This is a genomic window from Janthinobacterium sp. SUN100, assembly GCF_030397705.1.
Taxonomy (GTDB): Bacteria; Pseudomonadota; Gammaproteobacteria; order Burkholderiales; family Burkholderiaceae_D; genus Janthinobacterium; species Janthinobacterium kumbetense.
This window is the reverse complement of sequence record NZ_JAPUBU010000001.1, coordinates 1,820,028-1,844,965: the sequence shown is the minus strand read 5'-3', so window position 1 is coordinate 1,844,965 and position 24,938 is coordinate 1,820,028. Positions and strand designations below refer to the sequence as shown.

The 24,938-nt window shown below is 63.7% G+C and carries 26 protein-coding genes; 18 read left to right on the top strand and 8 right to left on the bottom strand.

Going from position 1 to position 24,938, the window contains the following annotated elements:
* The first annotated feature begins 89 nt into the window (after nt 1–89).
* The 3 genes from O0881_RS08155 to O0881_RS08145 all read left to right on the top strand — a co-directional run bounded on the left by O0881_RS08155 (nt 90) and on the right by O0881_RS08145 (nt 3,939).
* Nucleotides 90–1,874, top strand: a complete 1,785-nt coding sequence (locus O0881_RS08155) for a methyl-accepting chemotaxis protein (RefSeq protein WP_289910834.1) — start codon at nt 90–92, stop codon at nt 1,872–1,874.
* Between the two features lie 86 nt (nt 1,875–1,960).
* Nucleotides 1,961–2,668: a tRNA-uridine aminocarboxypropyltransferase gene (locus O0881_RS08150; protein WP_289910833.1), complete on the top strand. Its 708-nt coding sequence runs from the start codon at nt 1,961–1,963 to the stop codon at nt 2,666–2,668.
* A 128-nt stretch (nt 2,669–2,796) separates the two neighbouring features.
* Complete coding sequence (locus O0881_RS08145; protein ID WP_289911477.1) at nt 2,797–3,939, top strand: PA0069 family radical SAM protein; 1,143 nt, start codon at nt 2,797–2,799, stop codon at nt 3,937–3,939.
* A gap of 207 nt (nt 3,940–4,146) precedes the next feature.
* On the opposite strand, the gene O0881_RS08140 is transcribed toward O0881_RS08145, so the two are convergent.
* The 7 genes from O0881_RS08140 to O0881_RS08110 all read right to left on the bottom strand — a co-directional run bounded on the left by O0881_RS08140 (nt 4,147) and on the right by O0881_RS08110 (nt 12,777).
* Nucleotides 4,147–4,323, bottom strand: a complete 177-nt coding sequence (locus O0881_RS08140) for a hypothetical protein (protein WP_158301208.1) — start codon at nt 4,321–4,323, stop codon at nt 4,147–4,149.
* 154 nt (nt 4,324–4,477) lie between these two features.
* Complete coding sequence (locus tag O0881_RS08135; RefSeq protein ID WP_289910832.1) at nt 4,478–6,388, bottom strand: S8 family serine peptidase; 1,911 nt, start codon at nt 6,386–6,388, stop codon at nt 4,478–4,480.
* A 295-nt stretch (nt 6,389–6,683) separates the two neighbouring features.
* On the bottom strand, nt 6,684–7,397 hold the full coding sequence (locus O0881_RS08130; protein WP_289910831.1) for an aspartate/glutamate racemase family protein: 714 nt from the start codon (nt 7,395–7,397) through the stop codon (nt 6,684–6,686).
* Nucleotides 7,394–8,614 (bottom strand): DUF917 domain-containing protein, encoded by a 1,221-nt coding sequence (locus tag O0881_RS08125; protein WP_289910830.1) that lies wholly within the window; start codon nt 8,612–8,614, stop codon nt 7,394–7,396. The genes O0881_RS08130 and O0881_RS08125 overlap by 4 nt, the downstream gene beginning before the upstream one ends.
* Entirely contained in the window at nt 8,589–10,991 is a 2,403-nt protein-coding gene (locus O0881_RS08120; protein ID WP_289910828.1) for a sigma 54-interacting transcriptional regulator, read from the bottom strand. Before O0881_RS08120 ends, O0881_RS08125 begins: the two co-directional genes overlap by 26 nt.
* 212 nt (nt 10,992–11,203) lie before the next feature.
* Nucleotides 11,204–11,788 carry a gamma-glutamylcyclotransferase gene (locus tag O0881_RS08115; RefSeq protein ID WP_289911476.1) on the bottom strand — a complete coding sequence of 195 codons (585 nt, stop codon included), beginning with the start codon at nt 11,786–11,788 and terminating at the stop codon, nt 11,204–11,206.
* 53 nt (nt 11,789–11,841) lie between these two features.
* Nucleotides 11,842–12,777, bottom strand: a complete 936-nt coding sequence (locus tag O0881_RS08110) for a LysR family transcriptional regulator (RefSeq protein ID WP_289910826.1) — start codon at nt 12,775–12,777, stop codon at nt 11,842–11,844.
* Nucleotides 12,778–12,895: 118 nt separating this feature from the next.
* Here O0881_RS08110 and O0881_RS08105 point away from each other — a divergent pair, with 118 nt between their 5' ends.
* The 15 genes from O0881_RS08105 (at nt 12,896) to O0881_RS08035 (ending at nt 24,509) form a co-directional block, all read left to right on the top strand.
* The gene (locus tag O0881_RS08105) at nt 12,896–13,429 is read left to right on the top strand and encodes a VOC family protein (protein WP_289910825.1); all 534 of its coding nucleotides are present in this window, start codon (nt 12,896–12,898) and stop codon (nt 13,427–13,429) included.
* A gap of 62 nt (nt 13,430–13,491) precedes the next feature.
* Complete coding sequence (locus O0881_RS08100) at nt 13,492–14,520, top strand: fumarylacetoacetate hydrolase family protein (RefSeq protein ID WP_289910824.1); 1,029 nt, start codon at nt 13,492–13,494, stop codon at nt 14,518–14,520.
* Nucleotides 14,521–14,531: 11 nt separating this feature from the next.
* On the top strand, nt 14,532–15,182 hold the full coding sequence (maiA, locus tag O0881_RS08095) for a maleylacetoacetate isomerase (protein ID WP_289910823.1): 651 nt from the start codon (nt 14,532–14,534) through the stop codon (nt 15,180–15,182).
* Nucleotides 15,183–15,315: 133 nt separating this feature from the next.
* On the top strand, nt 15,316–16,095 hold the full coding sequence (locus O0881_RS08090; RefSeq protein WP_289910822.1) for a uracil-DNA glycosylase: 780 nt from the start codon (nt 15,316–15,318) through the stop codon (nt 16,093–16,095).
* Nucleotides 16,096–16,133: 38 nt separating this feature from the next.
* Entirely contained in the window at nt 16,134–16,685 is a 552-nt protein-coding gene (locus O0881_RS08085) for an NADAR family protein (protein WP_099667138.1), read from the top strand.
* A gap of 204 nt (nt 16,686–16,889) precedes the next feature.
* Nucleotides 16,890–17,366, top strand: a complete 477-nt coding sequence (gene iscR, locus O0881_RS08080) for a Fe-S cluster assembly transcriptional regulator IscR (protein WP_065310626.1) — start codon at nt 16,890–16,892, stop codon at nt 17,364–17,366.
* Between the two features lie 70 nt (nt 17,367–17,436).
* On the top strand, nt 17,437–18,663 hold the full coding sequence (locus O0881_RS08075) for an IscS subfamily cysteine desulfurase (RefSeq protein ID WP_289911475.1): 1,227 nt from the start codon (nt 17,437–17,439) through the stop codon (nt 18,661–18,663).
* 55 nt (nt 18,664–18,718) lie between these two features.
* A complete protein-coding gene (iscU, locus tag O0881_RS08070) occupies nt 18,719–19,105 on the top strand; it encodes a Fe-S cluster assembly scaffold IscU (protein ID WP_034750082.1) in 387 nt (128 codons plus the stop codon).
* 157 nt (nt 19,106–19,262) lie between these two features.
* Entirely contained in the window at nt 19,263–19,583 is a 321-nt protein-coding gene (iscA, locus tag O0881_RS08065; protein ID WP_010399774.1) for an iron-sulfur cluster assembly protein IscA, read from the top strand.
* A 66-nt stretch (nt 19,584–19,649) separates the two neighbouring features.
* Entirely contained in the window at nt 19,650–20,165 is a 516-nt protein-coding gene (gene hscB, locus O0881_RS08060; RefSeq protein WP_230520945.1) for a Fe-S protein assembly co-chaperone HscB, read from the top strand.
* Nucleotides 20,166–20,273: 108 nt separating this feature from the next.
* Complete coding sequence (hscA, locus tag O0881_RS08055; protein WP_289910821.1) at nt 20,274–22,154, top strand: Fe-S protein assembly chaperone HscA; 1,881 nt, start codon at nt 20,274–20,276, stop codon at nt 22,152–22,154.
* Nucleotides 22,155–22,225: 71 nt separating this feature from the next.
* Nucleotides 22,226–22,567 (top strand): ISC system 2Fe-2S type ferredoxin, encoded by a 342-nt coding sequence (fdx, locus tag O0881_RS08050; RefSeq protein WP_034750070.1) that lies wholly within the window; start codon nt 22,226–22,228, stop codon nt 22,565–22,567.
* A gap of 1 nt (nt 22,568) precedes the next feature.
* Nucleotides 22,569–22,763, top strand: a complete 195-nt coding sequence (gene iscX / locus O0881_RS08045) for a Fe-S cluster assembly protein IscX (protein WP_071322763.1) — start codon at nt 22,569–22,571, stop codon at nt 22,761–22,763.
* Entirely contained in the window at nt 22,750–23,667 is a 918-nt protein-coding gene (locus O0881_RS08040) for an SAM-dependent methyltransferase (protein ID WP_099667142.1), read from the top strand. Before iscX ends, O0881_RS08040 begins: the two co-directional genes overlap by 14 nt.
* 83 nt (nt 23,668–23,750) lie before the next feature.
* On the top strand, nt 23,751–24,509 hold the full coding sequence (locus O0881_RS08035) for an rRNA pseudouridine synthase (protein WP_289910820.1): 759 nt from the start codon (nt 23,751–23,753) through the stop codon (nt 24,507–24,509).
* Here the strand turns inward: O0881_RS08035 and O0881_RS08030 are convergent.
* Nucleotides 24,506–24,934, bottom strand: coding sequence for a group III truncated hemoglobin (locus O0881_RS08030; protein ID WP_176388401.1), 429 nt, complete (start codon nt 24,932–24,934; stop codon nt 24,506–24,508). The two genes, O0881_RS08035 and O0881_RS08030, sit on opposite strands and share 4 nt — an antisense overlap.
* Between the last annotated feature and the right edge of the window lie 4 nt (nt 24,935–24,938).

Sequence of the window (24,938 nt, the reverse complement as noted above, 5' to 3'; positions counted from 1 at the left end):
CGCACGGCAGATGCCTGCTATATTGGTACGTAGCAGTAGGTCGGTTTCGTGGCGTCTGTGCATCGTTTTCTTCAGATAGGAATCACGCAATGAAAAACCTCAAAATCGGCGTACGTCTCGGTGGCGGTTTTGCCGCCGTCCTGTTCCTGTTGACCAGCCTGACCGTGGTGGGCATCGTGCAGATGCAAAGCGCCAGCAAGGAAACCGATGCGCTCGTCAACGTCAAGGTGCGCAATGAGCGCCTGATCGCCGAGTGGACCAAGGTCATCGAGGTCAACGCGGCGCGCACGGCGGCCGCCTGGAAAGTCAGCGATCCCGAGCACCAGAAGCAGTTTGAACAGGAAATGGCGGTCTCGTCTGCACGCGCCACGGAAATCCAGAACGATATCGGCAAGAGCGAGCTGAACACGGACGAGCAGGCGCTGTACCAGGAAGTATTGAGCACGCGCAAGGCCTACACGGAAGTGCGCAAGAATGTGTTCAAGGCCAAGAATGCGGGCGACCTGGAACTGGGCAAGCGCCTGTACGAAGGCGACATGGCCGTCAAGCGCGACATCTACCTGGCGTCGCTGAAGAAGCTGGAATTGCTGGAAGCCAAATTGCTCGATGAAACGGCCGCGCAAATCCGTTCGCGCTACGAAAATGGCCGCATGCTGCTGATCTCGCTGGGCGTGGTGGCCATCTTGCTGGGCATCGCCTGCGCCTACTGGATCACGCGCTCGATCACGCGTCCCATCACGCGTGCCGTCGAGGTGGCGGAAGCCGTTTCCGCTGGCGACCTGACCAGCCATATCGTTGTGGAAAGCCGCGATGAGACGGGGCAATTGATGCATGCGCTGAAAAACATGAACGATAAACTGGTGAGTATCGTGGGCCAGGTGCGCGCCGGCACCGAATCGATCAGCACGGCGTCGAGCGAAATTGCCGCCGGCAACCTGGACTTGTCGTCACGCACGGAAGAGCAAGCCAGTTCGCTGGAAGAGACGGCGTCGTCCATGGAAGAACTGACTTCCACCGTGAAACTCAACGCGGACAATGCGCGCAGCGCCAACCAGCTGGCCATCGACGCCTCGCAGATCGCCAGCAAGGGCGGCGTGGTGGTGTCGGAAGTGGTCAGCACCATGGGCTCGATCAACGATTCCTCGCGCAAGATTGTCGACATCATCAGCGTCATCGACGCCATCGCCTTCCAGACGAATATCCTGGCCCTGAACGCGGCCGTGGAAGCGGCCAGGGCCGGTGAACAGGGCCGCGGCTTTGCCGTCGTGGCTTCCGAAGTGCGCAACCTGGCGCAGCGCTCCAGCGCGGCGGCCAAGGAAATCAAGGGCTTGATCGACGATTCCGTGCAAAAGGTCGAGGCCGGTTCGCAACTGGTGGACAAGGCGGGCCGCACCATGGACGAGATCGTGCAAAGTATCAGCCACGTGACGCAGATCATGAACCAGATCACCGACGCCAGCGATGAACAGCGCGCCGGCATCGAACAAGTCAACCAGGCCATCGGCCAGATGGACCAGGTGACGCAGCAAAACGCGGCCCTGGTGGAAGAAGCGGCCGCGGCGGCCGAATCCATGCAGGAACAGGCGGCCAGGCTGGCCGAGGTCGTGGGCGTGTTCAAGCTCGATGCCACGCAGCAATATGCTGCCGCCCGTAGCAGCCCGTCCGTGACGGCGCCTGCGCCAGTAGCGGCTGCCACGCGAGCTGCCATGCAGCCAGCCACGCAGCCCGCCATGCGACGCGCGCCAGCATCCCGCGCGCCAGCACCCGCCGTGACCGCGACCTCGCCGGACAAGGCGGCGCAAGCGGACGCGGTGCGCGCACGCACGCCGAAGACGCCGGTGGCCTCGGGCGCCGACGAATGGGAAGAGTTTTAAGCACGGATTCTTAAGCGCAGTTTCCCCCTTGGCATGGCGCGGGCGCTACAATCGCGGCTTGAAGACAGCCGCGAACGCGCTCCGCCATGACCACCCGCCGCACCTCCAGCCCTAGCTCAAATCATCCCGCCAGCCATCCCGCCAGCCCTGGCGCTGCATCGTCCTGCCTGGCTGAACCGGCCAAACGCGCGCGCTGCCCAGCCTGCCTGCGCGCCGTATCCAGTTGCATCTGCCGCTGGATCGCCCCCGTTTCCCACGCGGTGGAAGTGCTGATCCTGCAGCATCCGCTGGAAGTGCACAATGCCAAGGGCAGTGCCCGCCTGCTGCACTTGAGCCTGCCGAACAGCCGCATGCTGACGGGCGAGCAGTTTGCCCCCGAAACGTTCGCCGAACTGCTGGCTGACAAGTACAACGTGCTGCTGTACCCGGATACGCCCGGCGACCGTTCGCTGGGCATCGCCCCGCCGCCGGCGCTCGACCCAGCCAGCTTGCTCGATCTTGCCCGCGTGCGGCTGGTGGTGCTGGACGCCACCTGGCGCAAGAGCCGCAAGATGCTGTATCTGAATCCCCCGTTGCAACAGCTGCCGCGCCTGCCCCTGCGCGACACGCCCGCTTCCCATTATCTGATCCGCAAGGCGCACGCGCCAGACCAGTTATCGACCCTGGAAGCGACGTGCTATGCCCTGATGCAGTTGGAGCAGGACGCGGCCCGCTTCGTTCCCCTGATTGCGGCATTTGACGGCTTTGTCGCACAGCAGTTGAGCTATGTCATGCCGCACGGTGAAAAAGCTTGAAACGGCATCACGCCAGCCCTTGATCTTGCCCGCACAGCGGCATAGTATACTGTACGTATATACAGTTGATGGGGCCGTTCATGAAAGCAATCATTCCAGAGCACGATGACAGCTTCGCCGGGCAAGCCATGTTGCCGCCGCAATCGCTGAAAGCCCACAAGGGCCGCGGTGCCGTGTCGAACCTGCAAGGGCGCTACGAGACGCACGCGCGCGGCGGTTTCGATGATGGCTGGGGCGTGGGCGGCCTGGATGAGGAGGGCGGGGAGGCGGCGCCTCCCACCTGGAAGACACAGGTCAGCGACGAGCAGGCGCGCACCATTCTCACCCGCAACGCTTCGCCCGACTTGCCGTTCAATGTTTCCTTGAATCCGTACCGGGGTTGCGAACACGGCTGCATTTATTGCTTTGCCCGCCCCACGCACAGCTATCTGGGCCTGTCGCCGGGGCTGGACTTCGAAAGCCGCATCTATGCCAAGGTGAACGCCCCCGAACTCTTGCGCCGCGAACTGGCCAAGCCCTCGTATGTGCCCGAACCGATCGCCCTGGGCGTGAACACGGATGCGTATCAGCCGTGCGAGCGCGAACGGCAACTGACGCGGCGCGTGCTGGAAGTGCTGCACGAGTGCGACCACCCCGTGGCGCTGATCACGAAATCGTCGCTGATCGAGCGCGATATCGACATTCTGGCGCCGATGGCGGCCAGGCGCCTGGCGGCCGTGGCCGTCACTGTCACCACGCTCGACCCGGCCATCGCGCGCACCCTGGAGCCGCGCGCGGCCGCTCCGGCGCGGCGGCTGCGCACCATCCGCACCCTGACGGAGGCGGGCATCCCCGTGGGCGTGAGCATCGCGCCCATCATCCCGTTCGTGACGGAACCGGAAATCGAGCAGCTGCTCGAAGCCGTGCGCGACGCGGGCGCCATCCACGCCCATTACGTGGTGCTGCGCCTGCCGTGGGAAGTGAGCCCGCTGTTCCAGCAATGGCTGGAAGCGCACTTCCCGGAACGGGCCCAGCGCGTGATGAACCGGGTGCGCGAAATGCGTGGCGGCAAGGATTACGACAGCGCGTTCGGCGCGCGCATGCGGGGCGAAGGCGTGTGGGCTGACCTCATCCGCCAGCGTTTCGAGAAAGCCGTGCACCGGCTGGGCTTGCACGGCAAGGGCGGCCGCTTCAAGCAGCTCGATTGCACGCAGTTCCGCCGGCCGCTGGTGGTGCCGCCGCTGGGCGCAAAAGTAAAAAAAGGTAATGCGGGGCAGCTGGATTTGTTTTAGCGCAAGCAGTGCGGGGCGCGCGCTTGTGCGTTGACATGGGCACGCGCAAGGGCATGCGCGCTGCGCGAAACAGGCGGGTTCGGTGGCGAGTCGCATCGCCGTCCTGCGTCCGTCGGGGGGATGCCGGCAGGGGGAGCGGGCGACGAGAAACTCATCGCCCGCAGGCATGCCGGGCTTAGCCGGAACGGCTCGATCTTGCTGGCTTGATCAGCAAACGGTGGCGTTGCAAGCCATCAGGCAGAGTTGCTGTGCGGTGCCGCTCAAGGCGCCGCAAGCCGCTTTGCACAGGGTGCAGGTAATGCCGGAAGGGGCGACACCCTGGCTGATGGCGGAGATGCTGGGGCTGCGTTGTACGGCTTTGGCTTGCAATGGCAGATTGTTCATTTTAAAACTCCTTGTGGTGGCGCCGCCGCGGGCAACGGCAATGGGTGTGCGTACCGAAGTACGGTGCTGATCGTTTCCCGCCAACGACCGTATGCTGAAGCGCGTGCACGCATTGCTGCGCCCACGAGCCCCGACAATTCAAATGCTGTTGACGTCAGCGTTGCGACCAGTAGCGCACTGCGCCGACGCTGACCGGTATCACATCGCTGACGTCGACGGCGAAACGGGCGACCGTGTTGGCTACTTGCAGGTTTTCCGGGTTGAAGAAGGTCATGATGATGTCGTAGCACTCGGAGCCCGGGCGGCACACGGGACTCTGTTGCACGACGATGGTATCGAGCTGCATGCCCGTGGTCTTGGCCAGCATTTCCGCCGCTTGCATGGCATTCGTGGCCGAGAAGTTGAGCGCGCGGTCCATGCCCGTGACGCCCAGGTTGCGGAAGTCGTAATAGATGCGGTTCAGGAAGTTTTCCAGGCGCGCGCCCGTGTTGCTGCTGTTGATGTCCAGGCTGTCCTGCACCGCCATGAGGCTGTCGATCAGCTGCGGCACATTCCAGCTGAACATGCCCCGGATGGCCGGCTGGATCACGGGAACGAGCTGGCCGGACATCAGCCTGGCGGCGCCCGAGATTACGCCGGGAAACGAATTCATGACGACCAGGCCATCGATGGTGCCGACATAGGCCTCGAACAGCAGTTCATAGGTCATGTCGGCATACGGACCGACGGGGACGACCGCGTAAATCGGCGTGGCGTCCAGGTTGACGGTCCAGGTCAGCGATTGGCGGAAATATGGCTTTGCGCGCAGAAATTCGATCAATTGCTGCGGATCGCTCGGATTGTTCCTGTCCGATGGCATGGCCTGGACGAAGGAATCGCGGCGCGCTTCGCTGCCGAAGTCGACGCCCAGGTTGCCCAGCGCATACACCAGGGTTGGGCCCTTGGCGCTGCCGCCGCAGCCGCAATCGGAGGCATCGATGCCGGAAGCGGCGATGCCTTGCCGCGTCGCGCCGGAAGGGCCCGCAAGGTTGGCCAGGGAGGGGGTTTCCAGCATGGGAATGCTGAGCGGATGCGCCTGCGCGGAAGTGTCGGCATTGGCTGGGCTCGCTTCAATCACAGTATCGTCTGACATTTCAATTTTCCCTTTTAATAATAGTTGAGTGGCGCCCGGCACATTCAATGTCCCAGTCAGGAGGCGGCGACAGTCCAGCTCGCCATTGGTGTTGCAACGCGTTGCGCTTTGCAGCAATGCGCTGCAAACTCCACGAGGGTCAGGACGATCCCCATGTTGGTGTTGCCGGCATAGCAGCAAGGCTGCGATGGCCGAGACGATCGGGGTGGCAAAGCTGGTGCCACTGCTGAGCCGCACCCGCCCTGCGGGCGCGGCGCCGAGGATGTCGGTGCCGGGCGCCATGATGCCGCGCGCGCGATAGGCTTCGCCCCAGTTGCTGTTGGGCATGGGCGCGCCTTGCCGGTCCAGTGCGCCGACGACCAGCGTGTATTTGATGGAGGCGGGGATGTGCAGGCAATCGCAGCCGTCGTTGCCCGCCGCCGCGACCAGCAGGACGTTGCGTTCATGGCACAGCTGTATGGCTTTTTGCAGCAGGCCATCGGCGGCGCCGCTGTCGGACAGTTCGCCGCCGCTGACATTGATGATGTGCGCGCCGTGCTCGACGGCCTGGGTGATGGCGCGGGCCAGGTCGAGCTGCGTGCATTGCGTCAGTGCGCCGTCGGCGCGGTCGGCAAAGATGGGCAGGATCAAGCCCCGACAATGGGGAGCCAGGCCCGTGACGGGACTGCCCGGCTGGCCAAAGATGATGCTGGCGACATGGGTGCCGTGTTGCGATGCCCGGCCGCTGCCGCTGGCACCCGTGGCGAGCGTGTCGAGCAGTTGCAGCCTGGCGCCGGCAAAGCAAGGGTGGCTGGTATCGACGGGACCGTCGAGCACGGCGATGCAGATGTCGGCACAGCCGGTGTTGCCATCTTGCAAGGCAGCCAGGCCGTGCAGCAAGCCATGATTGGCCAGGCTGTCGTGGGTGGTGGATACTTCCATGGTCGTCGGCACGCGGTGCTCCTTGCTGGGTCCTGGAGGGTGGGCGGCGCACCGCTTGAGGTGCTCCGCCCGCCTGCTGCGGCGCCTGCTGCTCAAGCGCCGATAGCATGATCTTTAGCAAGGGGCGTGCCAGAAGGCCAAGTGCTTGATTTTCAAGGGATGGGGTGGATTTGCATTGTCGTGCTGCAATAATGTTGGCGGATATCGTCCACTCTTGTTGAGCGGGATGGACGAAAACGGCAGGCGGCAAGGACGGGGAGGGGGCGCCCGGGACACGGCATGGCGTGACGCGGGCGCGTGCGGCGGTTCAGCTATCCTTGCTGTAGCAGGCGCGGCTGGGCCGCAGGCGCATGCGCACGAGGGACACCAGGAAGCTGAAGCCTGCCTGGTTCGGATCGATGACCGGCACATAGGTCTGCAGCGCATCCTCCAGCAGCGCGCTGACGCGCGCGGCGACGCCGACAAAGCCTGTACAGCCCAGCAGGATGGACTGGGCGCCGTCTTCCTGTATGGCCAGCATGGCGGCCTTGAAGGTTTTTTCGACCACCGTGTCCAGCTTGCCGAGGTCGGCGACGGGACAGTCGATGGAGCGGATGGAGGCGAAGCTGTCCTGCAAGCCGTAGGCCTGCATGTGACCCTGCTGCATGGCGAGCGTGCTGGGCAGTATCGTCATGATCGACAGGCGCTGGCTGAGGGCCAGCGCGGTAAAGGCGGCGGGCGGGAAGCCGCCCAGGATGGGGATGTCGATCACTTCGCGCGCTGCCTCCACGCCGCACATGTCGAAGTCGCTGAGCCAGATGCCGTCATAGCCTTCGCGTTCGATTTCCTTGGCCAGCTGTACCACCGGATAGCCGTTTTGCAGCCAGTCGACGCGGTATTCGATGCAGTCGTTCCCAGTAGAAATATTGCGCACGGACACTTCGACATCGGGCGGCATCACGGGCTCGATGGCGTCGAGCAGGCGCTGGTTGTAGATGGACGTGGCCACCGGCGCCACGATGCAGATGCGCAGCGGCTTCATGCGGCGCTCCCTGCCGCTGCGCCGGCGTTGCCCGTGAGCGGCACGTAGGGTCCCAGGTAGCCGATGGCGTTGATCAGTTGCATGAAGCTGTCGAGTATCAGGCCGTCCCGTTCCCGCAATGCCGGATGGGCTTGCAAGCCCAGCAGCGTCACCTTGCGCTGCATCAAGGCCGGGTTGAGCGTGCCGTCCGGCAGCAGCAAGTCGCCATTCGAATACACGGCCTGGCCATCGCCCTCGACAAAGTAACTGATGGTGTCGGGCGCCATGCAAAGGGGCGTGCTGCGGCTGCTGTCCCAGGCCAGCAGCGATTCGTTCTGGTACAGGACCGTGCAAAGCCGCTCACCCGCGCGGATGGTGATCTTGCCCAGGTCGAAGCCATTGCGCGAGTCGACTTCGGCGGCGACGAACGTGCCCTGTGGAAACAAGGGCCAGGCGCGCATGTCGCATTGCCGCGCAAGATAATCGACCACCTCCTCCGCGCTGCGCAAGCGGCCTGCCTGCAGTTCGCGGCCCAGGCGCAGGGCGCGTCCCAGGGTGCCGCGCACGGGCAGCGCCCGGGCCAGCTCCGCCGGCGTCATGATCCACATGGCCAGGCCGCCGAACTGCTTGAAATCGGCCTGTGAGACGATGGGGCGCATCATCTGGTCGATGATCGTTGCCACGTCTTGCTGGTGGGCATGGGCGCCGTTCACGCCCTGGCTGGGCTGGACGTCGAGTTCCACGCGCAGCCCCGTCTGGCTGACGAGGAAGGCGGGGCGCGGATTGATGTGCGCGGCCGCATACGTCAGCTGGGGCAGCGAGGGAACGGCGCGGCCGGCCCCGTCGGCGTCGATCACGGCCAGGCCCAGGCGGGCGGCGACCAGGCAGGCGACGAGAAACCCCAGCGCGCCGCTCTCGGGCGGCGCCAGGTAGGCCAAGGTGCGATTTTCCAGCGCCAGGCGCTCCCTGACGGCGAGCACGGCGTCGACGGGACCCTGCGGAAAATGGGCGCCATTGATCGCCACGGGCGAACCCAGATAAGCGACCATGACCGTTTCGCCAGCGGTGGCTTCCTCGACGCCGACCACGCGCACCTGGGCGTCCGGATAATAATCGCCGGCGTGGAACTGGGCCAGCAGGCTGCGCGCGGAAGCGAGCGTGCCGCCGCCACCGCTGCCGAAGAAGCAGGCGCCCAGCAACAGCGATTCAAGGTCATCGTGGTTCAGCACATAGCTCATGTTGCGGGTCCTCAGGTTGGCATGGCATGGAAATGGTTTGCGCCAGGACGGCCTGCAACTGCAGCGCCTGGGCAAACCGGGGAAAAGCCGTGTCGCGTTCCACGCCGCGCAAGGCGCGCGTGAGGTGATCGAGTGCTTCGTGCCGGCGGCCGCGCTGCAGCAGCAGTTGCGCCAGGCGGGTCGCCACCAGCAGGCTGCCGGCCGCGGCGCCCAGCGCCTTGGCGGTCGACAGCGCACTGCCCAGTTCGCGTTCCGCGTTGTCCAGGTCGCCCACCGCGATCCACGTCCGGGCATGCATGTCGAGCAATTCGACCAGGTAGGCCCGTTCGCCATGTTCCAGCGCCAGTTCGATGGCGCCGTGCAGCAGTTGCCGGGCTTGCGATGGCTGGCCTGCCGACAGCAGCAGTTCGCCCCGCTTCCAGGCCTGGAATGAATGGAAGAGCATGCCGCCTTCGCACAGCATGTATTGCTGGTAGCCGTCGGCGATGCGCTGTTCGGTCTGCGTATGGATGTTGCCTGTTGCCAATGCGCAGGCATGGAATATCTGCCCCACCCCCAGGTAGAATTGATAGCCGTATTCGCTGGCGACGGTTTGCAGGTCCGCCGCCAGGCTTGCCAGCCGGACCCAGTCCTCGAACATGCAGGCCAGCCACGCGGCGCCTTGCAGCGCGATGGCGCGATGAAAGGGGTGCGGGTTGTCGGCGCCGCCGCGCAACGCCAGGTGTTCCATCACCGCGCGCGCGCGCCGGAAGGCGCCGCTCTGGAAGCAGGACAGGCCTTCGAACGTGGTCGACAGCGCGGCGATGTCCAGGCCCTGTCCCCCGGTGTCGGCCGCTGCCGCGCCGCACAGCAGGTGCCCGCGCGCCAGGCAGGCCAGCGTCTCGCGGTAGTCGCCGAGCCAGAACAGCGTGTTGGCCAGGGCCAGGTGGGCCTGCGACAGCAAGTCCGTGTCGCCTATCGCTTGCGCCCGCTGCAGCATGTCTTGCGCCGTTGCCCGCGCCGCCACCAGGTCCAGCGCCATCAGTTGCGAACTCCAGATGCCGAACCGCAGGGCGGTGATTTCCACCTCGTCGCCCAGCGCCGCCGCTTCCTGCAATGCCTGCTGGTAGCAGGCGAGCGCTTCGGCGCTTTGCCAGCCGCTGATGCCGCGGTGCGAAATCGCCAGCCAGCGGTGCAGGTCGCAGCTCAGGCGGCGCGCGGTGCAGGGATGCGCATCGGCGGCCAGCAAGGTGAGGCCGCGGCGCAACACTTCGATGGCTTCCTTGAAGCGGGCCGCCTCGATCAGCGCGCGTCCCTCCAGCAGGCAGACGCGGGCGAAATTGCTGCGCTCCTCGTCGCCATGCACGCGGCGTTCGATGACCTTGCGGTTGATGCCCAGGTGGCGGGCCGCGGTCGTCTTGTTGCCATCGGCAAGGCGCATCGCATAGTCGATCAGCAATTGTTCGGCGGCCGCCAGCTTGTCGTCTCCGTCCAGCCGCATGAGGGCTTCCGCCAGCAGCGTGTGATCAGCGTCCTGCGGCTTGCCCGCCGACAGGAACGCTTCCAGGCTGTGGGCGTCGATCAGCGCCGATTCGGCCAGTATCGACAGCCGTTCCACCAGGTTGCGCAGTTCGCGGATATGCCCGGGCCAGGCATGCCGGCCCAGGCGTTCCATGGCGGTGGCGGTAAAGCGGATGGGCCGCGTTTGCTGCCCGGCAAAGTGCGCGGCGAGGGCTGCGACGTCGCCGCGGCGCTGGTCCAGGCCCGGCACGTCGAGTTTCAATACCGCCAGCCGGTAATACAAGTCTTCGCGGAAACGGCCCGCCTGCACCATCGCGGCCAGGTCGCAATGGGTGGCGGCCACGATGCGGCCGTTGAACGGCTGCGTATCACCGCCGCCCAGCGGCCGGAAACAGCGCGATTCGAGCACGCGCAGCAGCTTGCTCTGTACCGCCAGCGGCAATTCGCCGATTTCATCGAGAAACAGCGTGCCTTGTCCCGCCTGGGCGAAAAAACCGGCGCGGCTGCTCAGCGCTCCCGTAAACGCCCCCTTGGTATGGCCGAAGAGTTCGGCGTCGATCAGGTGTTCCGGCAGGGCGCCGCAGTTGAGATCGACAAAGGGCGCGCCGGGATCGCCGCTTTGCCGGTGCACGAGCTGGGCGATGATTTCCTTGCCGGAACCGGTGGGACCGCTGATGAGCACCGTGCAGCGGGTCGGCGCCACGGCGTCGACCATGCGCAGCAGGCGCTGGAAGATGGGGGAGCTGCCAATGACGTTCAGCCCGCCCCCGAGGCTGGCGCGGTGTAGGGGGGCTTGCACAGGAGCAATGGTGCCCGTCCCGGGCAGAACGTAATGCGGCTGCCTGCCATGCTGTTGCAGCATAGACCTGTCGGACATGGTCGTCTCGCTCCGATGAATTCGCTCCGATCGTGCAGGGCCATCATTTTTGTTTTGCCCCGCTGCCTCCTGACGCGTGCCATTGCCCTACTCGGGCATAAAGGAATCGCGCGTTCCGATTATGGGCGTTAATGAAACGGCGATAGTCGCCAATTGTCACAATAAAAAGATTTTCATCGCTTGCATCATGCAAGCCGGCGGCCCGCTGCAGCTCACTGCGCGGCAGGCGGCGCATCCTTCAATTGCGCCAGATGTTGCTCGATGGCAAAGACGTGCGGATCGCTCTTGCCCAGCTCGCGCAGGGCGCTGGCCAGGTGCAGCAGGTAGTCGCTGTTCGGGCCGCTGGGGCCGCTTGATCGGGCGATCTGGCGCGCAATGTCCAGTTCCGGCGCGGCACCGAGGAAGGCGGCGTTTTCCTCGTTTGCGATGTACACCAGGCCTTCGGCCTTGCTGCCATCGTCGAAGGTGATCTCGGTGGCCAGGCGCAGGTAGCCGTTCTTTTCGCGGTGGTCGAGGTGGGCGAAGACTTCGGGCGTGATCAGGTAGGCCATGCCGTCGCACACGGCGCCCGCCTGCGGCACGATGGTGGCGACGCGGCCCGGCGCCATCGGCGTGCCCCGGTGGTCGTGCGAGCCTTGCCAGAAGCGCCGCGTCCAGCCGGCGATGCTGGCGGGGCGCCGTTCGATATACGGAAAATCGGCCTTGTAGATCAGCGAGCCATAGCCGAACAGCCAGACCTGCGCATGGCCGTCGAATGTGGTCATGCGCTGGTTGATGGCGATGGTGGCGGCGTCGATGGCGGACAGGTCGGGCTGGGTCATGGTGCGGGCGGTGAGGGGGCGATGCGCGATTATAAAACGGCGCCAGCCGGGCCGCCCGCTCCCACGTTCCACTCGTGCGTCTCGACAAAGCGGAACAGGAAGGCCATGAAGCTTTCGGCCGCCGGCGACAGCGAACGTCCCGTCTTCGTGTAGACGAAAAAGCGCCGCGTCAGTTCCGGTTCGTGCAGGGCGCGCATGTGCAAATTGTATAGTTTGACCATCGGTTCCGCGTACGGCAGGCACACCGTGATGCCCAGGTTGGCGCTGACCATGGCCAGCGCCGTCGTCATGAAGGTCACTTCATTGTAGGGATTGAGCGACAGCTCGCGAAACGCGCCGTGCATGTCGCGCAGCAGGCGTTCCGTGAACTGGCCCTGCAGCGAAATGAACGGATAGTCGCCCACGTCGGCCCAGGTGACGTGCTCTTTCTGCCGCAGCGGATGCTGCTCGGGGTAGACCAGCACGAAGGGCATTTCGAACAGCACCTGCGCGGCGATTTCCGCCGTCGGATCGCGCTCGGGGCCGATGCCGAAATCGACTTCGCCGCTGAAGACGCGCGCCGAGACATTCTCCACGGGGCAGTCGACCAGGCGCAGCTGCACGTCCGGGTGTGCCTGGCGGTAGGCGGCGATCACTTCCGGCAGCAGGGTGCACGCCATCATCTGCGGCGCGGCGATGCGCACCATACCCGTTTTCAGGGCCTTGCGCTGGGCGATGCCGGCCATGGCGCCGTCGAGGTCCTCGATCATCTTCTCGAACAGCGGATACAGTTCGCGGCCGATTTCCGACAGCTGCGTCTTGCGTGTGCTGCGCTCGACCACGCGCACGCCCAGCACGCTTTCCAGTTCCTTGATCAAGCCGCTCAAGGCGGACTGCGTCACGTGCAGGTATTCGGCGGCCAGGGTAAAACTGCCCGTCTTGGCCAGCGCCACGAAGGCGCGCATCTGTCGCAGGCTGGGACTCATAAGATAATCCGATAAATCGATGGTTAAAAATTGTTTGTATGATAGCTGTAACTGGATTCTAATGGTGAAAAGCTGAAAAACATCGCGCCCAGGGCGCCATCCATCGGAGACAGACCGCATGAAAATCAAGCAGATCCACCACGTCGCCTACCGCTGCATCGACGCGAAGAAAACCGTCGAGTGGTACGTCAAGCATTTGAACATGAATTTCGTCCTCGCCATCGCCGAAGACCTGGTGCCGTCGACCAAGGCGCCGGACCCGTACATGCACGTGTTCCTCGACGCGGGCCAGGGCAATGTGCTGGCCTTCTTCGAGCTGCCCACGCAGCCGCCGATGGACCGCGACCGCAATACCCCGGCCTGGGTGCAGCACCTGGCGCTGGAAGTGGGCAGCATGGAAGAACTGCTGGCCGCCAAGGAGCGCCTGGTGGCGGGCGGCATCGAGGTGCTGGGCCCCGTGAACCACGCCATCTTCCAGTCGATCTATTTCTTCGACCCGAACGGCCACCGCCTGGAGCTGGCGGCCAACGTGGGCACGCCGGAAATGATGGCCAAACTGGACGCCGTCAAATGGGAAATGCTGGAAGAATGGTCGCAGACGCACCGCGCACCGAAGCACGCCGCCTGGATGCACGCGCCCGCCGACGCCTGAGCGCAGCAGATTGACTGCTGCAGACCTACACTCTCTGACCAATACACCGAACCAGGAATACCATGAAACTCGCAACCCTGAAAAACGGCAGCCGCGACGGCGCCTTGATCCTCGTCAGCCGCGACCTGCGCCAGTACCAGCGCGTGGCCGCCATCGCCCCCACCCTGCAGGCGGCGCTCGATAACTGGGACGTCGTCGCGCCCAAGCTGGAACAGGCGTACGCCAACCTGAACGCGGGCCAGGCGCCGGACGCGCAGCCGTTTGATGCCAATCAGTGCCACTCGCCGCTGCCGCGCGCCTACCAGTGGGCCGACGGTTCCGCCTACATCAACCACGTGGAGCTGGTGCGCAAGGCGCGCAATGCGGAAGTGCCGGCCTCGTTCTACACGGACCCGCTGATGTACCAGGGCGGCTCGGACAGCTTCATCGGCCCGCGCGACCCCGTCTTCGCCCTGTCCGAAGAGTGGGGCATCGACCTGGAAGCGGAAGTGGCGGTGATCACGGGCGACGTGGCCATGGGCGCCGGCGTGGATGACGCGGCGAAGGCGATTCGCCTGGTCATGCTGGTCAACGACGTCTCGCTGCGCAACCTGATCCCGGGCGAACTGGCGAAAGGCTTCGGTTTCTTCCAGTCGAAGGCGGCCAGCGCGTTCTCTCCCGTCGCCGTCACGCCCGATGAACTGGGCGCGGCCTGGGCGGACAGCAAGCTGCATTTGCCGCTGCTGGTGGACCTCAACGACAAGCCGTTCGGCAAACCGAATGCGGGCGAAGACATGACCTTCAATTTTGCGCAACTGGTCGCCCATGCGGCGAAGACGCGCGAACTGGGCGCCGGCACCATCGTTGGCTCGGGCACCGTGTCGAACAAGCAGGGCAACCTGTTTGGCTCCAGCATCGAGAACGGCGGCGTCGGTTACTGCTGCCTGGCCGAAGTGCGCATGTATGAAACCATCGAACACGGCGCGCCAAAGACGGCGTACCTGAAGTTCGGCGACACGGTGCGCATCGAGATGCGCGACGCGGCCGGCGCCAGCATCTTCGGCAGCATCGAGCAGACCGTGGCCCTGTACGCTGGCGCCACGCGCGCCTGAGGAGGCCGCCCGTGAAGCTGTACACCTATTTCCGCAGTTCGGCCGCCTACCGCGTGCGCATCGCCTTGAATCTCAAGGGCATCGCTTACGACAGCATCCCCGTGCATCTGCTGCAGGATGGCGGCCAGCAACTGCTGCCGGCCTACCGCGCCGTCAACCCGTCGGCGCTGGTGCCGGCCCTCGACGACGACGGCGCCATCCTGACGCAGTCGCTGGCCATGCTCGAGTATCTGGAAGAGACGCGTCCTGGCGTGCCCTTGCTGCCGGCGGACCCGCTGGAACGGGCGCGCGTGCGCGCGCTGGCGCTGGCCATCGCTTGCGACGCCCATCCGCTGACGAATCTGCGCGTCCTGAAATACCTGAAAGGGACGCTTGGGCTGTCGGACGAGGTCAAGCAGGAGTGGTACCGCCACTGGATGGCCGAGGGGCTGGCGGCCGTGGAAGCGCTGCTGGCGCAGGGCGATCCTGCCGGCACGGGCTTGTTCTGCCACGGCGACAGCCCGACGATGGCCGATTGCTGCCTGGTGCCGCAAGTGTTCAATGCGCTGCGCTTCGCCATCGACCTGGCGCCGTATCCGCGCGTGGCGCGCATCCATGCGCATTGCGCTGGCTTGCCAGCCTTTATTGCGGCGCACCCGTCGCAGCAGCCTGACGCCGAATAGCAACACACGGCGCGGTGCGGGAAGCCCCGTCTGGCAACAGGCGGGGTTTTTTTATGCGTGCTTGATTTTGATCAGTCAATGCCATCTTGCCGGTGCGCTACAATTTGCGTTTGCCCAAATACTTCACGTGCCCATGACCGCAACAACCGTTCCTGCCAGCATCACCGATGCCCTGTCCCTGGCGCATGCTTCCTGGCGTCCCATCCTGCTGCGCGGCTTGCAGGCCGTGATGGATGCCGATCCCGCCTATCTGCCGGCGCTGGCCGCCGACGATTACCTGCCCACGCAGGGCCGGCTGTTCGCCGCATTCGCCCTGCCGCTGGCGCAGGTGCGCTACGTGCTGGTGGGCGAGGGGCCGTATCCGCGCGCCGACAGCGCCACGGGCGTGTGCTTCATGGATGGCGCCGTCGGCAGCCTGTGGTCGGCGACGGGCCTGTCGAAACCCGTCAACCGCGCCACGTCCTTGCGCAACTTCATGAAGATGCTGCTGGTGGCCGATGGCCAGCTGCAGGGCGGCGATACGTCCGGTGCGGCCATGGCGCCCGTGGCGGCCGCCGCGCTGCAAGCCGACAGCGGCGTGATCCAGACCCTGCCCGACTTGCAGCGCAAGATGACGGAGCAGGGCTTTTTGCTGCTGAACGCGGCGCTGGTATTCCGTTCCCACGTGCCGCCCGTGCAGGATGCGCGCGGCTGGCTGCCTTTCCTGCATGTGGTGCTGGAAGCGCTGGCGCAGCCGGGCGGGGCGGTGCAGCCGCAACTGGTGCTGTGGGGCAAGATCGCCGAGCTGATCAAACGCTTGCCGGTGGCGACATCCTTGCCGCAGGTGACGGCGGAACATCCGTATAATCTGTCCTTTATCGGCAATCGTGACATGCAGGCCTTGTTTGGCCCGATGCAACTATTGCGTGCTTGAGCTTGAATCATCGCCTGTCTGGCGGAAGTGCGGGGAATATGCAAATCAGTAACGTGGAAGAATTGAAGGCGTGGATCGCGGCGGGCGGCGTGCCCGACTATCTGTATTTCTGGGGGCACACGCCGGCGCAGCCGCAGGTGCCCGACAAAAGCTGCTTCAGCCAGTGGTTTCCGTCGCCGTTCAGCCTGGCCGGCGTGACGTATGCGACGGCCGAGCATTACATGATGGCGCAAAAGGCGGCCTTGTTTGGCGACACGGCCGTCCAGGCGCGCATCGTGGCGGCCGAGCGGCCGTCGGAAGTGAAGAAGCTGGGACGCGAAGTGGCGAACTTCGACGCCAGGGTGTGGGAAGCGGCGCGTGCCGGCATCGTTTTCGATGGCAACTTTGCCAAGTTCTCGCAAAAGGCGGCGCTGCGCAAGTTTTTGCTGGGCACGGGCGAGCGCGTCATCGTCGAAGCCAGTCCCGTCGACCGGATATGGGGCGTGGGCCTGGCGTCGGACAATCCGCGCATCCTGGACCCCGCCAGCTGGGACGGCTTGAACCTGCTGGGGTTTGAACTGATGAAAGTGCGGACCGCTTTACGGGGCTGAGAACGTCCTGCAATTTCCCGACTGTTGTTTTCCTGAAGCCGCCGCGCCTGGCGCGGCCGGCCATGCCCCTTCCAGCCCTGTGGTCATCGAGGGGCGCTCTGACAAACCCCGCCGAATTTGTTATACTTGACTAAATCATTCAACTACTCGGGGTTTGAGGAGTTGAAAAGCCGCAATATTTTAAACCAGTTGACCAGAGGATGTATGCGTCTGACTACAAAAGGCCGTTTTGCCGTGACAGCGATGATCGATCTTGCCCTGCGCCAGGGCAAGGGACCGGTCACCTTGTCCGGTATCAGCCAGCGCCAGTCGATTTCCCTGTCCTACCTGGAGCAGCTGTTCGGCAAGCTGCGCCGGCATGAGATCGTCGAATCGATCCGCGGCCCAGGCGGCGGTTACAGCCTGGCGCGCCGCGCCGACAAGGTGACGGTGGCCGACATCATCATCGCCGTCGACGAACCGCTGGACGCCACGCAGTGCGGCGGCAAGGAACATTGCCACGGCGCCGACGCGGCCACGGGCGCGCGCTGCATGACGCATGAATTGTGGTCCACACTCAACGAAAAAATGGTCGATTATCTGGATTCTGTGTCCTTGCAGGACCTGGTCGACCAGCAGAGACAAAAGAATGCCGAGCAAAGCGTGATGGTGATGCACCGTAACCACGCCGCCCTCGGTTGATAATGACAAAAATACCAGTTGCTGATTGCAGGAGTTATTGATGAACGCCCCAGAAAAAAACGTAGGCCAAGTGCACTTTGAAACCGCACCGCATTTCCCGATCTACATGGATTACTCGGCCACGACGCCGATCGATCCACGCGTCGCCGACAAGATGATTCCTTACCTGCGCGAGCAGTTCGGCAATCCGGCCTCGCGCAGCCACATGTATGGCTGGACGGCGGAAAAAGCCGTGGAAGAGGCACGCGGCCACGTGGCGGCCCTGGTGAACGCGGATCCGCGCGAAATCATCTGGACGTCCGGCGCAACGGAAAGCAACAACCTGGCCATCAAGGGCGCGGCGCAGTTCTACAAAACCAAGGGCAAGCACATCATCACCGTCAAGACCGAGCACAAATCGGTGCTCGACACGGTGCGCGAACTGGAACGCATCGGCTTTGAAGCGACCTACCTGGAACCGCAGGACAACGGCCTGATCACCGTCGAGCAGCTGGCCGCAGCCGTGCGCCCGGACACCATCCTCGTGTCGGTGATGCTGGTGAACAACGAAATCGGCGTGATCCAGCCGATCGACGCAATCGGCGTGTTCTGCCGCTCGAAAGGCATCATCTTCCATTGCGACGCCGCGCAAGCGACGGGCAAGGTCGTCATCGACCTGCAAAAGACGAAGGTCGACCTGATGACCTTCACGGCGCACAAAACCTACGGCCCGAAAGGCGTGGGCGCCCTGTACGTGTGCCGCAAGCCGCGCGTGCGCCTGGAAGCGCAGATGCACGGTGGCGGCCATGAGCGCGGCCTGCGTTCGGGCACCCTGCCGACGCACCAGATCGTCGGCATGGGCGAAGCGTTCCGCATCGCCAAGGAAGAGATGGACAGCGAAATCGGCCGTATCCAGGCCTTGCGCGACCGCCTGGCCAAGGGCTTGCAGGAGATCGAAGAAGTCTACATCAACGGCGACATGGAGCACCGCGTGCCGCACAACCTGAACGTCAGCTTCAACTACGTCGAAGGCGAGTCGCTGATCATGGCGATCAAGGATATCGCCGTATCGTCCGGTTCGGCCTGCACCTCGGCCAGCCTGGAACCATCGTACGTGCTGCGCGCCCTGGGCCGCAGCGACGAACTGGCGCACAGCTCGATCCGCTTCACCATCGGCCGCTTCTCGACCGAGGAAGACATCGACTTCGCCGTGAACCTGCTGAAATCGAAAGTACACAAGCTGCGCGACCTGTCGCCGCTGTGGGACATGTTTAAAGATGGCATCGATATCAATTCGATCCAATGGGCTGCCCACTAACCAATACCCTGGCCCTGTTGGACAGGGCCGGCAAGAATATTTAAGGAGCATCAAAATGGCTTACTCGGACAAAGTACTCGATCACTACGAAAACCCGCGCAACGTGGGCGCTTTCGACAAGGGTGATGAAACCATCGGCACCGGCATGGTAGGCGCGCCTGCCTGCGGCGACGTGATGAAACTGCAGATCAAGGTCGGCGCCGACGGCCTGATCGAAGATGCGAAATTCAAGACGTATGGCTGCGGTTCGGCCATCGCCTCGAGCTCGCTGGTGACGGAATGGGTGAAAGGCAAGACCCTGGATCAGGCGCTGGCCATCAAGAACACGCAGATCGCCGAAGAACTGGCCCTGCCGCCAGTGAAGATCCACTGCTCCATCCTGGCGGAAGACGCCATCAAGGCGGCAGTGCTGGACTATCAGACCCGCCATCCGGCCGCGTAGAGCACCTGAGAAAACGCCCATGGCTGCGTTGCATTGCCTTGTCGTACTAGTCGTACTGCCTGCGGCAATGCGCCTTGCCCTGAACGTTTTTCAGGCACTCTAGAATTTGTTGGATTTTGATACCTGTTCCCATGTGGGAACAGGAGCGGAGAAATACATGATCACACTGACCGAAAAAGCGGCGAAACACATCAACCGTTATATCGAACGGCGCGGCAAGGGCATGGGCTTGCGCTTTGGCGTGCGCACCACGGGCTGCTCGGGCCTGGCCTACAAGCTCGAATATGTCGATGAAGTGGCGGCCGAAGACAGCGTCTTCGAATCGCACGGCGTGAAAGTCTTCGTCGACCCGAAAAGCTTGCCTTACATCGACGGCACGGAACTCGATTTCGCGCGCGAAGGCTTGAACGAAGGCTTCAAGTTCCACAATCCGAACGAAAAAGACGCCTGCGGCTGCGGCGAGTCCTTCAGGATTTAAACAGCTGGCAAGACCCCGGTCGGTGCGCTGTACCCATCGATTGCGGTACAGCGACCACTGACCATTATGCAAAACCACTTCGAATTATTCCAGTTGCCGGCGCAGTTCTCGCTCGACATGAGCGCGCTCGACGCGGCCTACCGCGACGTGCAGGGCAAGGTCCATCCGGACCGCTTCATCAATGCCAGCAGCGCTGAAAAGCGCGTGGCGATGCAATGGGCCACGCGCGCCAATGAAGCCTATCAAACCCTGAAAAGCCCGCAAAAACGCGCGCAATACCTGTGCGAACTCAATGGCGTCGACCTGCAGACGGAGTCGAACACGGCCATGCCCGTCAGTTTCCTGATGCAGCAGATGGAATGGCGCGAAGAGCTGGGCGACGCCCGTGCCGGCAAGGATGCCGACGCGCTCGACGCGCTGGACCGCCAGCTGCGCGGCGAACGCAAGGCCTTGCTGGCCCAGGTGGCGGCCCAGCTGGACGCGGCCGACTACGCGAATGCCGCGCAAAGCGTGCGGGCCCTGATGTTCCTCGACAAATTCGGCGAGGAAGTCCGTTTTGCCTATGAGGCCATCGAGGCTTGACCAGGCGATCGCTTGACCGGCGTGCCAAGCGCCAGTCTGGCCCGCGACTTATAATGCGCGTCAGGCATCAACTGCATCACGCAAAAAATTAATCGAGGCACGAATACAATGGCACTTCTGCAAATTTCCGAACCAGGCATGTCGACCGCGCCGCACCAGCACCGCCTGGCCGTCGGCATCGACCTTGGCACCACCAATTCCCTGGTCGCCACCGTCCGCAACAGCATTCCCGAGGTGCTCAACGACGAAGACGGGCGCTCCCTGCTGCCCTCCGTCGTGCGCTACCTGCCGAACGGCCACGCGAACATCGGCTACAAGGCCCTGGCTGCGCAAACCACCGACCCGAAGAACACCATCGTTTCCGTGAAACGCTTCATGGGCCGCGGCCTGGCCGACATCGCCTACGCGGAAAACCTGCCCTACGACTTCCAGGACACGCCTGGCATGGTGCAGCTGAAAACCGTGGCCGGCGTGAAAAGCCCCGTCGAAGTGTCGGCGCAAATCCTCGCCACCCTGCGCCAGCGCGCGGAAGATTCGCTGGGCGACGACCTGGTGGGCGCCGTGATTACTGTACCAGCGTATTTCGACGATGCACAGCGGCAAGCCACGAAAGATGCGGCCCAGTTGGCCGGGATCAATGTCTTGCGCCTGCTGAGCGAGCCGACGGCCGCCGCCATCGCGTATGGCCTCGATAACGCGTCCGAAGGCGTGTACGCCGTGTACGACCTGGGCGGCGGCACCTTCGACATCTCGATCTTGAAACTGAGCAAGGGCGTATTCGAAGTGCTGTCCACGGGCGGCGACTCGGCCCTGGGCGGCGACGATTTCGACCGCCGCCTGTTCTGCTGGATCAGCGAGCACGCCAAGTTGGCGCCCCTGTCGGACGAAGACACGGCCATCCTGATGGTGAAGGCGCGCGAAATCAAGGAATTGCTGTCGACCAAGTCGGAAACGACGATCGACGCCAAGCTGAACTCGGGCGAAGAAATCCATCTGCGCATCACGGCCGAAGAATTCGCCGCCATGACTTCGCATCTGGTCGTGAAAACCATGAACGCCATCAAGAAAGCCTTGCGCGACGCGAACGTGGATGCGGACGACGTCGACGGCGTGGTGATGGTGGGCGGCGCCACGCGCATGCCGCACGTGCAGCGCGCCGTGAGCGAGTTCTTCCACACGACGCCGCACGCGAACATCGACCCCGACAAAGTGGTGGCGCTGGGCGCCGCCATCCAGGCGAACTTGCTGGCAGGCAACCGCGCCGCCGGCGACGACTGGCTGCTGCTGGACGTGATCCCGCTGTCGCTGGGCATCGAAACCATGGGCGGCCTGGTGGAAAAGATCATCCCCCGCAATTCGACGATACCGTGCGCGCGCGCCCAGGAATTCACGACCTTCAAGGATGGCCAGACGGCCCTGGCTGTGCACGTGCTGCAGGGCGAGCGCGAACTGGTCAGCGATTGCCGTTCCCTGGCGCGCTTCGAGCTGCGCGGCATTCCGCCGATGGTGGCGGGCGCCGCGCGCATCCGCATCACCTATCAGGTCGATGCGGATGGCTTGCTGTCCGTCTCGGCGCGCGAACTGCGCTCGGGCGTGGAAGCGTCGATCAGCGTCAAGCCGGCCTACGGCCTGGGCGACGACGACATCGCCCGCATGCTGCAAGATTCGTACACCTCGGCCGACGTCGACATGGTGGCGCGCGCGCTGCGCGAAGAGCAGGTGGAAGCGGAACGCATCCTGCTGGCCACGCAGTCGGCGCTCGATGAAGACGGCGGCTTGCTGGATGCAGACGAACGCGCAGCCGTCGACAGCCTGATGAACAAGGTGCGCGACGCTATTGCGCAATCGCAAAGCGGCGCCATCGACCACCAGGCCTTGAAGCTGGCGATCGAGGCGCTGGCCGACGGCACCGAGGATTTCGCCTCGCGCCGCATGGACCGCAGCGTGCGCACGGCCTTGACGGGTAAATCCCTGGATCAAGTCGTATAAAACTAATTGAACAGCGCGCCGCAGGCACTCGCCGCAGCCGCGCTCCGAATGACAGACTGAAAGAAGACACCATGCCACAAATCGTTATCCTGCCGCACGCCAAGCTTTGCCCGGACGGCGCCGTCATCGAAGCACCTGCCGGCAAGTCCATCTGCGACATCCTGCTGGAAAACGACATCGACATCGAGCACGCCTGCGAAAAGTCGTGCGCCTGCACCACCTGCCACGTGCTGGTGCGTGAAGGCATCGAATCCCTGAACGAAGCGACGGAACTGGAAGAAGACATGCTGGACAAGGCCTGGGGCCTGGAAGCCGTGTCGCGCCTGTCGTGCCAGTCCATCGTGGCCGAGGCCGACCTCGTCGTCGAAATCCCGAAATACACGATCAACCAGGTCAGCGAAGGCAGCCACTAACATGAAATGGTCCGACATTCACGTGATCGCCGAGGCGCTGTACGATGCGCATCCGGACATCGATCCCCTGACCGTGCGTTTCACCGACCTGCACAACTGGGTGGTGGAACTGGACGGCTTCGACGATGACCACACGCGCGGCGGCGAAAAAGTGCTCGAAGCGATACAGATGGCGTGGATCGATGAAGCGCGCTAAGGGCGCGGCAGCCGCCGCCACCGCAGTCGCCGCGCCGAAAGACGTCATCACCGCCGCCAGCAACATGCCCGAGATCAAGGATGGCCAGTCGGTCGCCTTGCTGCAGGAATTGCACATCCTGACGCGCGACGGCAAGATGAACCAGGACAGCCGCCGCAAGTTGAAACAGGTATATCACCTGACGCAATTCATCGAGCCGCTGCTGCGCGAAGTGCAGCTCGACCACCCTGGCGTGTCGCTGGTCGACCACGGCGCCGGCAAGTCCTACCTGGGCTTCATCCTGTACGACCTGTTCTTCAAGAATGGCAACGACGGTTCGCACATCTACGGCATCGAGACGCGCGAAGAGCTGGTGCAGCGCTCGCAGGAGCTGGCGAAGAAATTCAAGTTCCCCGGCATGTCGTTCTTGCCGCTGTCCGTGGCCGAATCGACGGAATCGACCTTGCTGCCGCAGCAGATCGATATCGTCACGGCCTTGCACGCGTGCAATACGGCCACCGATGACGCCATCCACTTCGCCTTGAAGAAAAAGGCGAAATTCATGGTGCTGGTGCCATGTTGCCAGGCGGAAGTCGCCTCCGTATTGAAGAAGAACAAGGGCAAGAGCTTGGGCAAGAATGTTTTGACGGAATTGTGGCGCCACCCGCTGCATACGCGCGAATTCGGCAGCCAGATCACCAATGTGCTGCGTTGCCTGCAGCTGGAAGCGCATGGCTACCAGGTCAGCGTGACGGAACTGGTGGGCTGGGAGCATTCGATGAAGAATGAACTGATCATCGCCAGCTACAAGAACTTGCCGCGCCAGCGTCCGACGGAACGCTTGCAGGAAGTGCTGCAAACCCTGGGCCTGGAAGAGATGGGCCACCGCTTCTTTGCTGAAGAGCTGGCCAAGGCGGGCGCGTAAAGTATCCGCAAGGGCAAACGAGGGGAGGAGCGGGTCGGTTACAATACCGGCTTTCTCCTCCTCTTGCTTTTTGCGCCTCCTCCATGACCACACCTATTGAAATGCCCACCGTCCGCCTGGCCAAGCGCCTGTCTGAAGACGTGCCCTGTTCGCGCCGCGAGGCCGAGCTGTATATCGAGGGCGGCTGGGTGACGGTCGACGGCGTGCTGGTGGAAGAGTCGGGCGCGCGCGTGGCCGACAATCAAACGGTGGTGCTGCTGCCGAACGCCACCCTGGAAGAAATGCCGCCCGTAACGATTCTGCTGCACAAGCCGGCCGGCATCAATGGCGGCGTGGGCGCGGAAGGCAAGCCAGCCCTGAGCTGTTTGCGTCCCGAAGAGATATTCACGCCGGAGAACGTGGCGCCCAGTTCCGTCACGCGTTTCCTCAAGCGCCACCTGATCGGCCTGACCATCACCAATCCGCTCGACACCATGGCGTCCGGCTTGCTGGTATTCACGCAGGATTTCCGCGTCGCCCGCAAGCTGGTCGACGAAGCGAAAACGGTGGAGCAGGAATTCATCGTGGAAGTGGCCGGCGACATCATGGAAAACGGCCTGGCGCTGCTCAATCACGGCTTGCCCTTCAATGGCAAGCCTTTGCCGCCGATCAAGGTCAGCTGGCAAAATGAAACGCGTTTGCGTTTCGCCCTGAAAAACGTGCAGCCGGGCCAGATCGCCCATATGTGCAAGATGGTGGGACTGGACGTCGTCGCCATGAAGCGCTTGCGCATCGGCCGCATCCCGATGGGCGCCATGCCCGTGGGGCAATGGCGCTATCTGCAAGGCTACGAACGCTTCTAAAGCTGCGGCGCCACGATGGAATGGCTTTCTGCAAAGCTTTTCCATAGCCGTTCAGCAATATTCAAGGCGATGGTGTCGGCCTTCTCTTGCAAGGCCGCATTGCCCATGCTCTCGGTCGTGGCGAAGAACAGGGTCAGCCAGCGGCGGAACATGCAGGGCGTGAGGTGTTCCATTTGTGCGTGCTGGGCCAGCGGCTTGCCGTGGTAGCGCATGGTGCCGCGCAGCAAGCCTGACCAGAAATCGACCAGTGTAGCCAGGTGGGCATCCCAATCCTTGACCTCGGCGGCAAAGATGGGACCCAGCATGGCATCGTCGCGCGCGGCCGCATAAAAGGTGTGGACGAGATGCTTGACTTCGTCTTCGCTGCAGACTTCCTCGCGGTAGGGAGCGAAGCGTGTGTGGGGGAGGGGGGCGGTATTGTTCATGGCA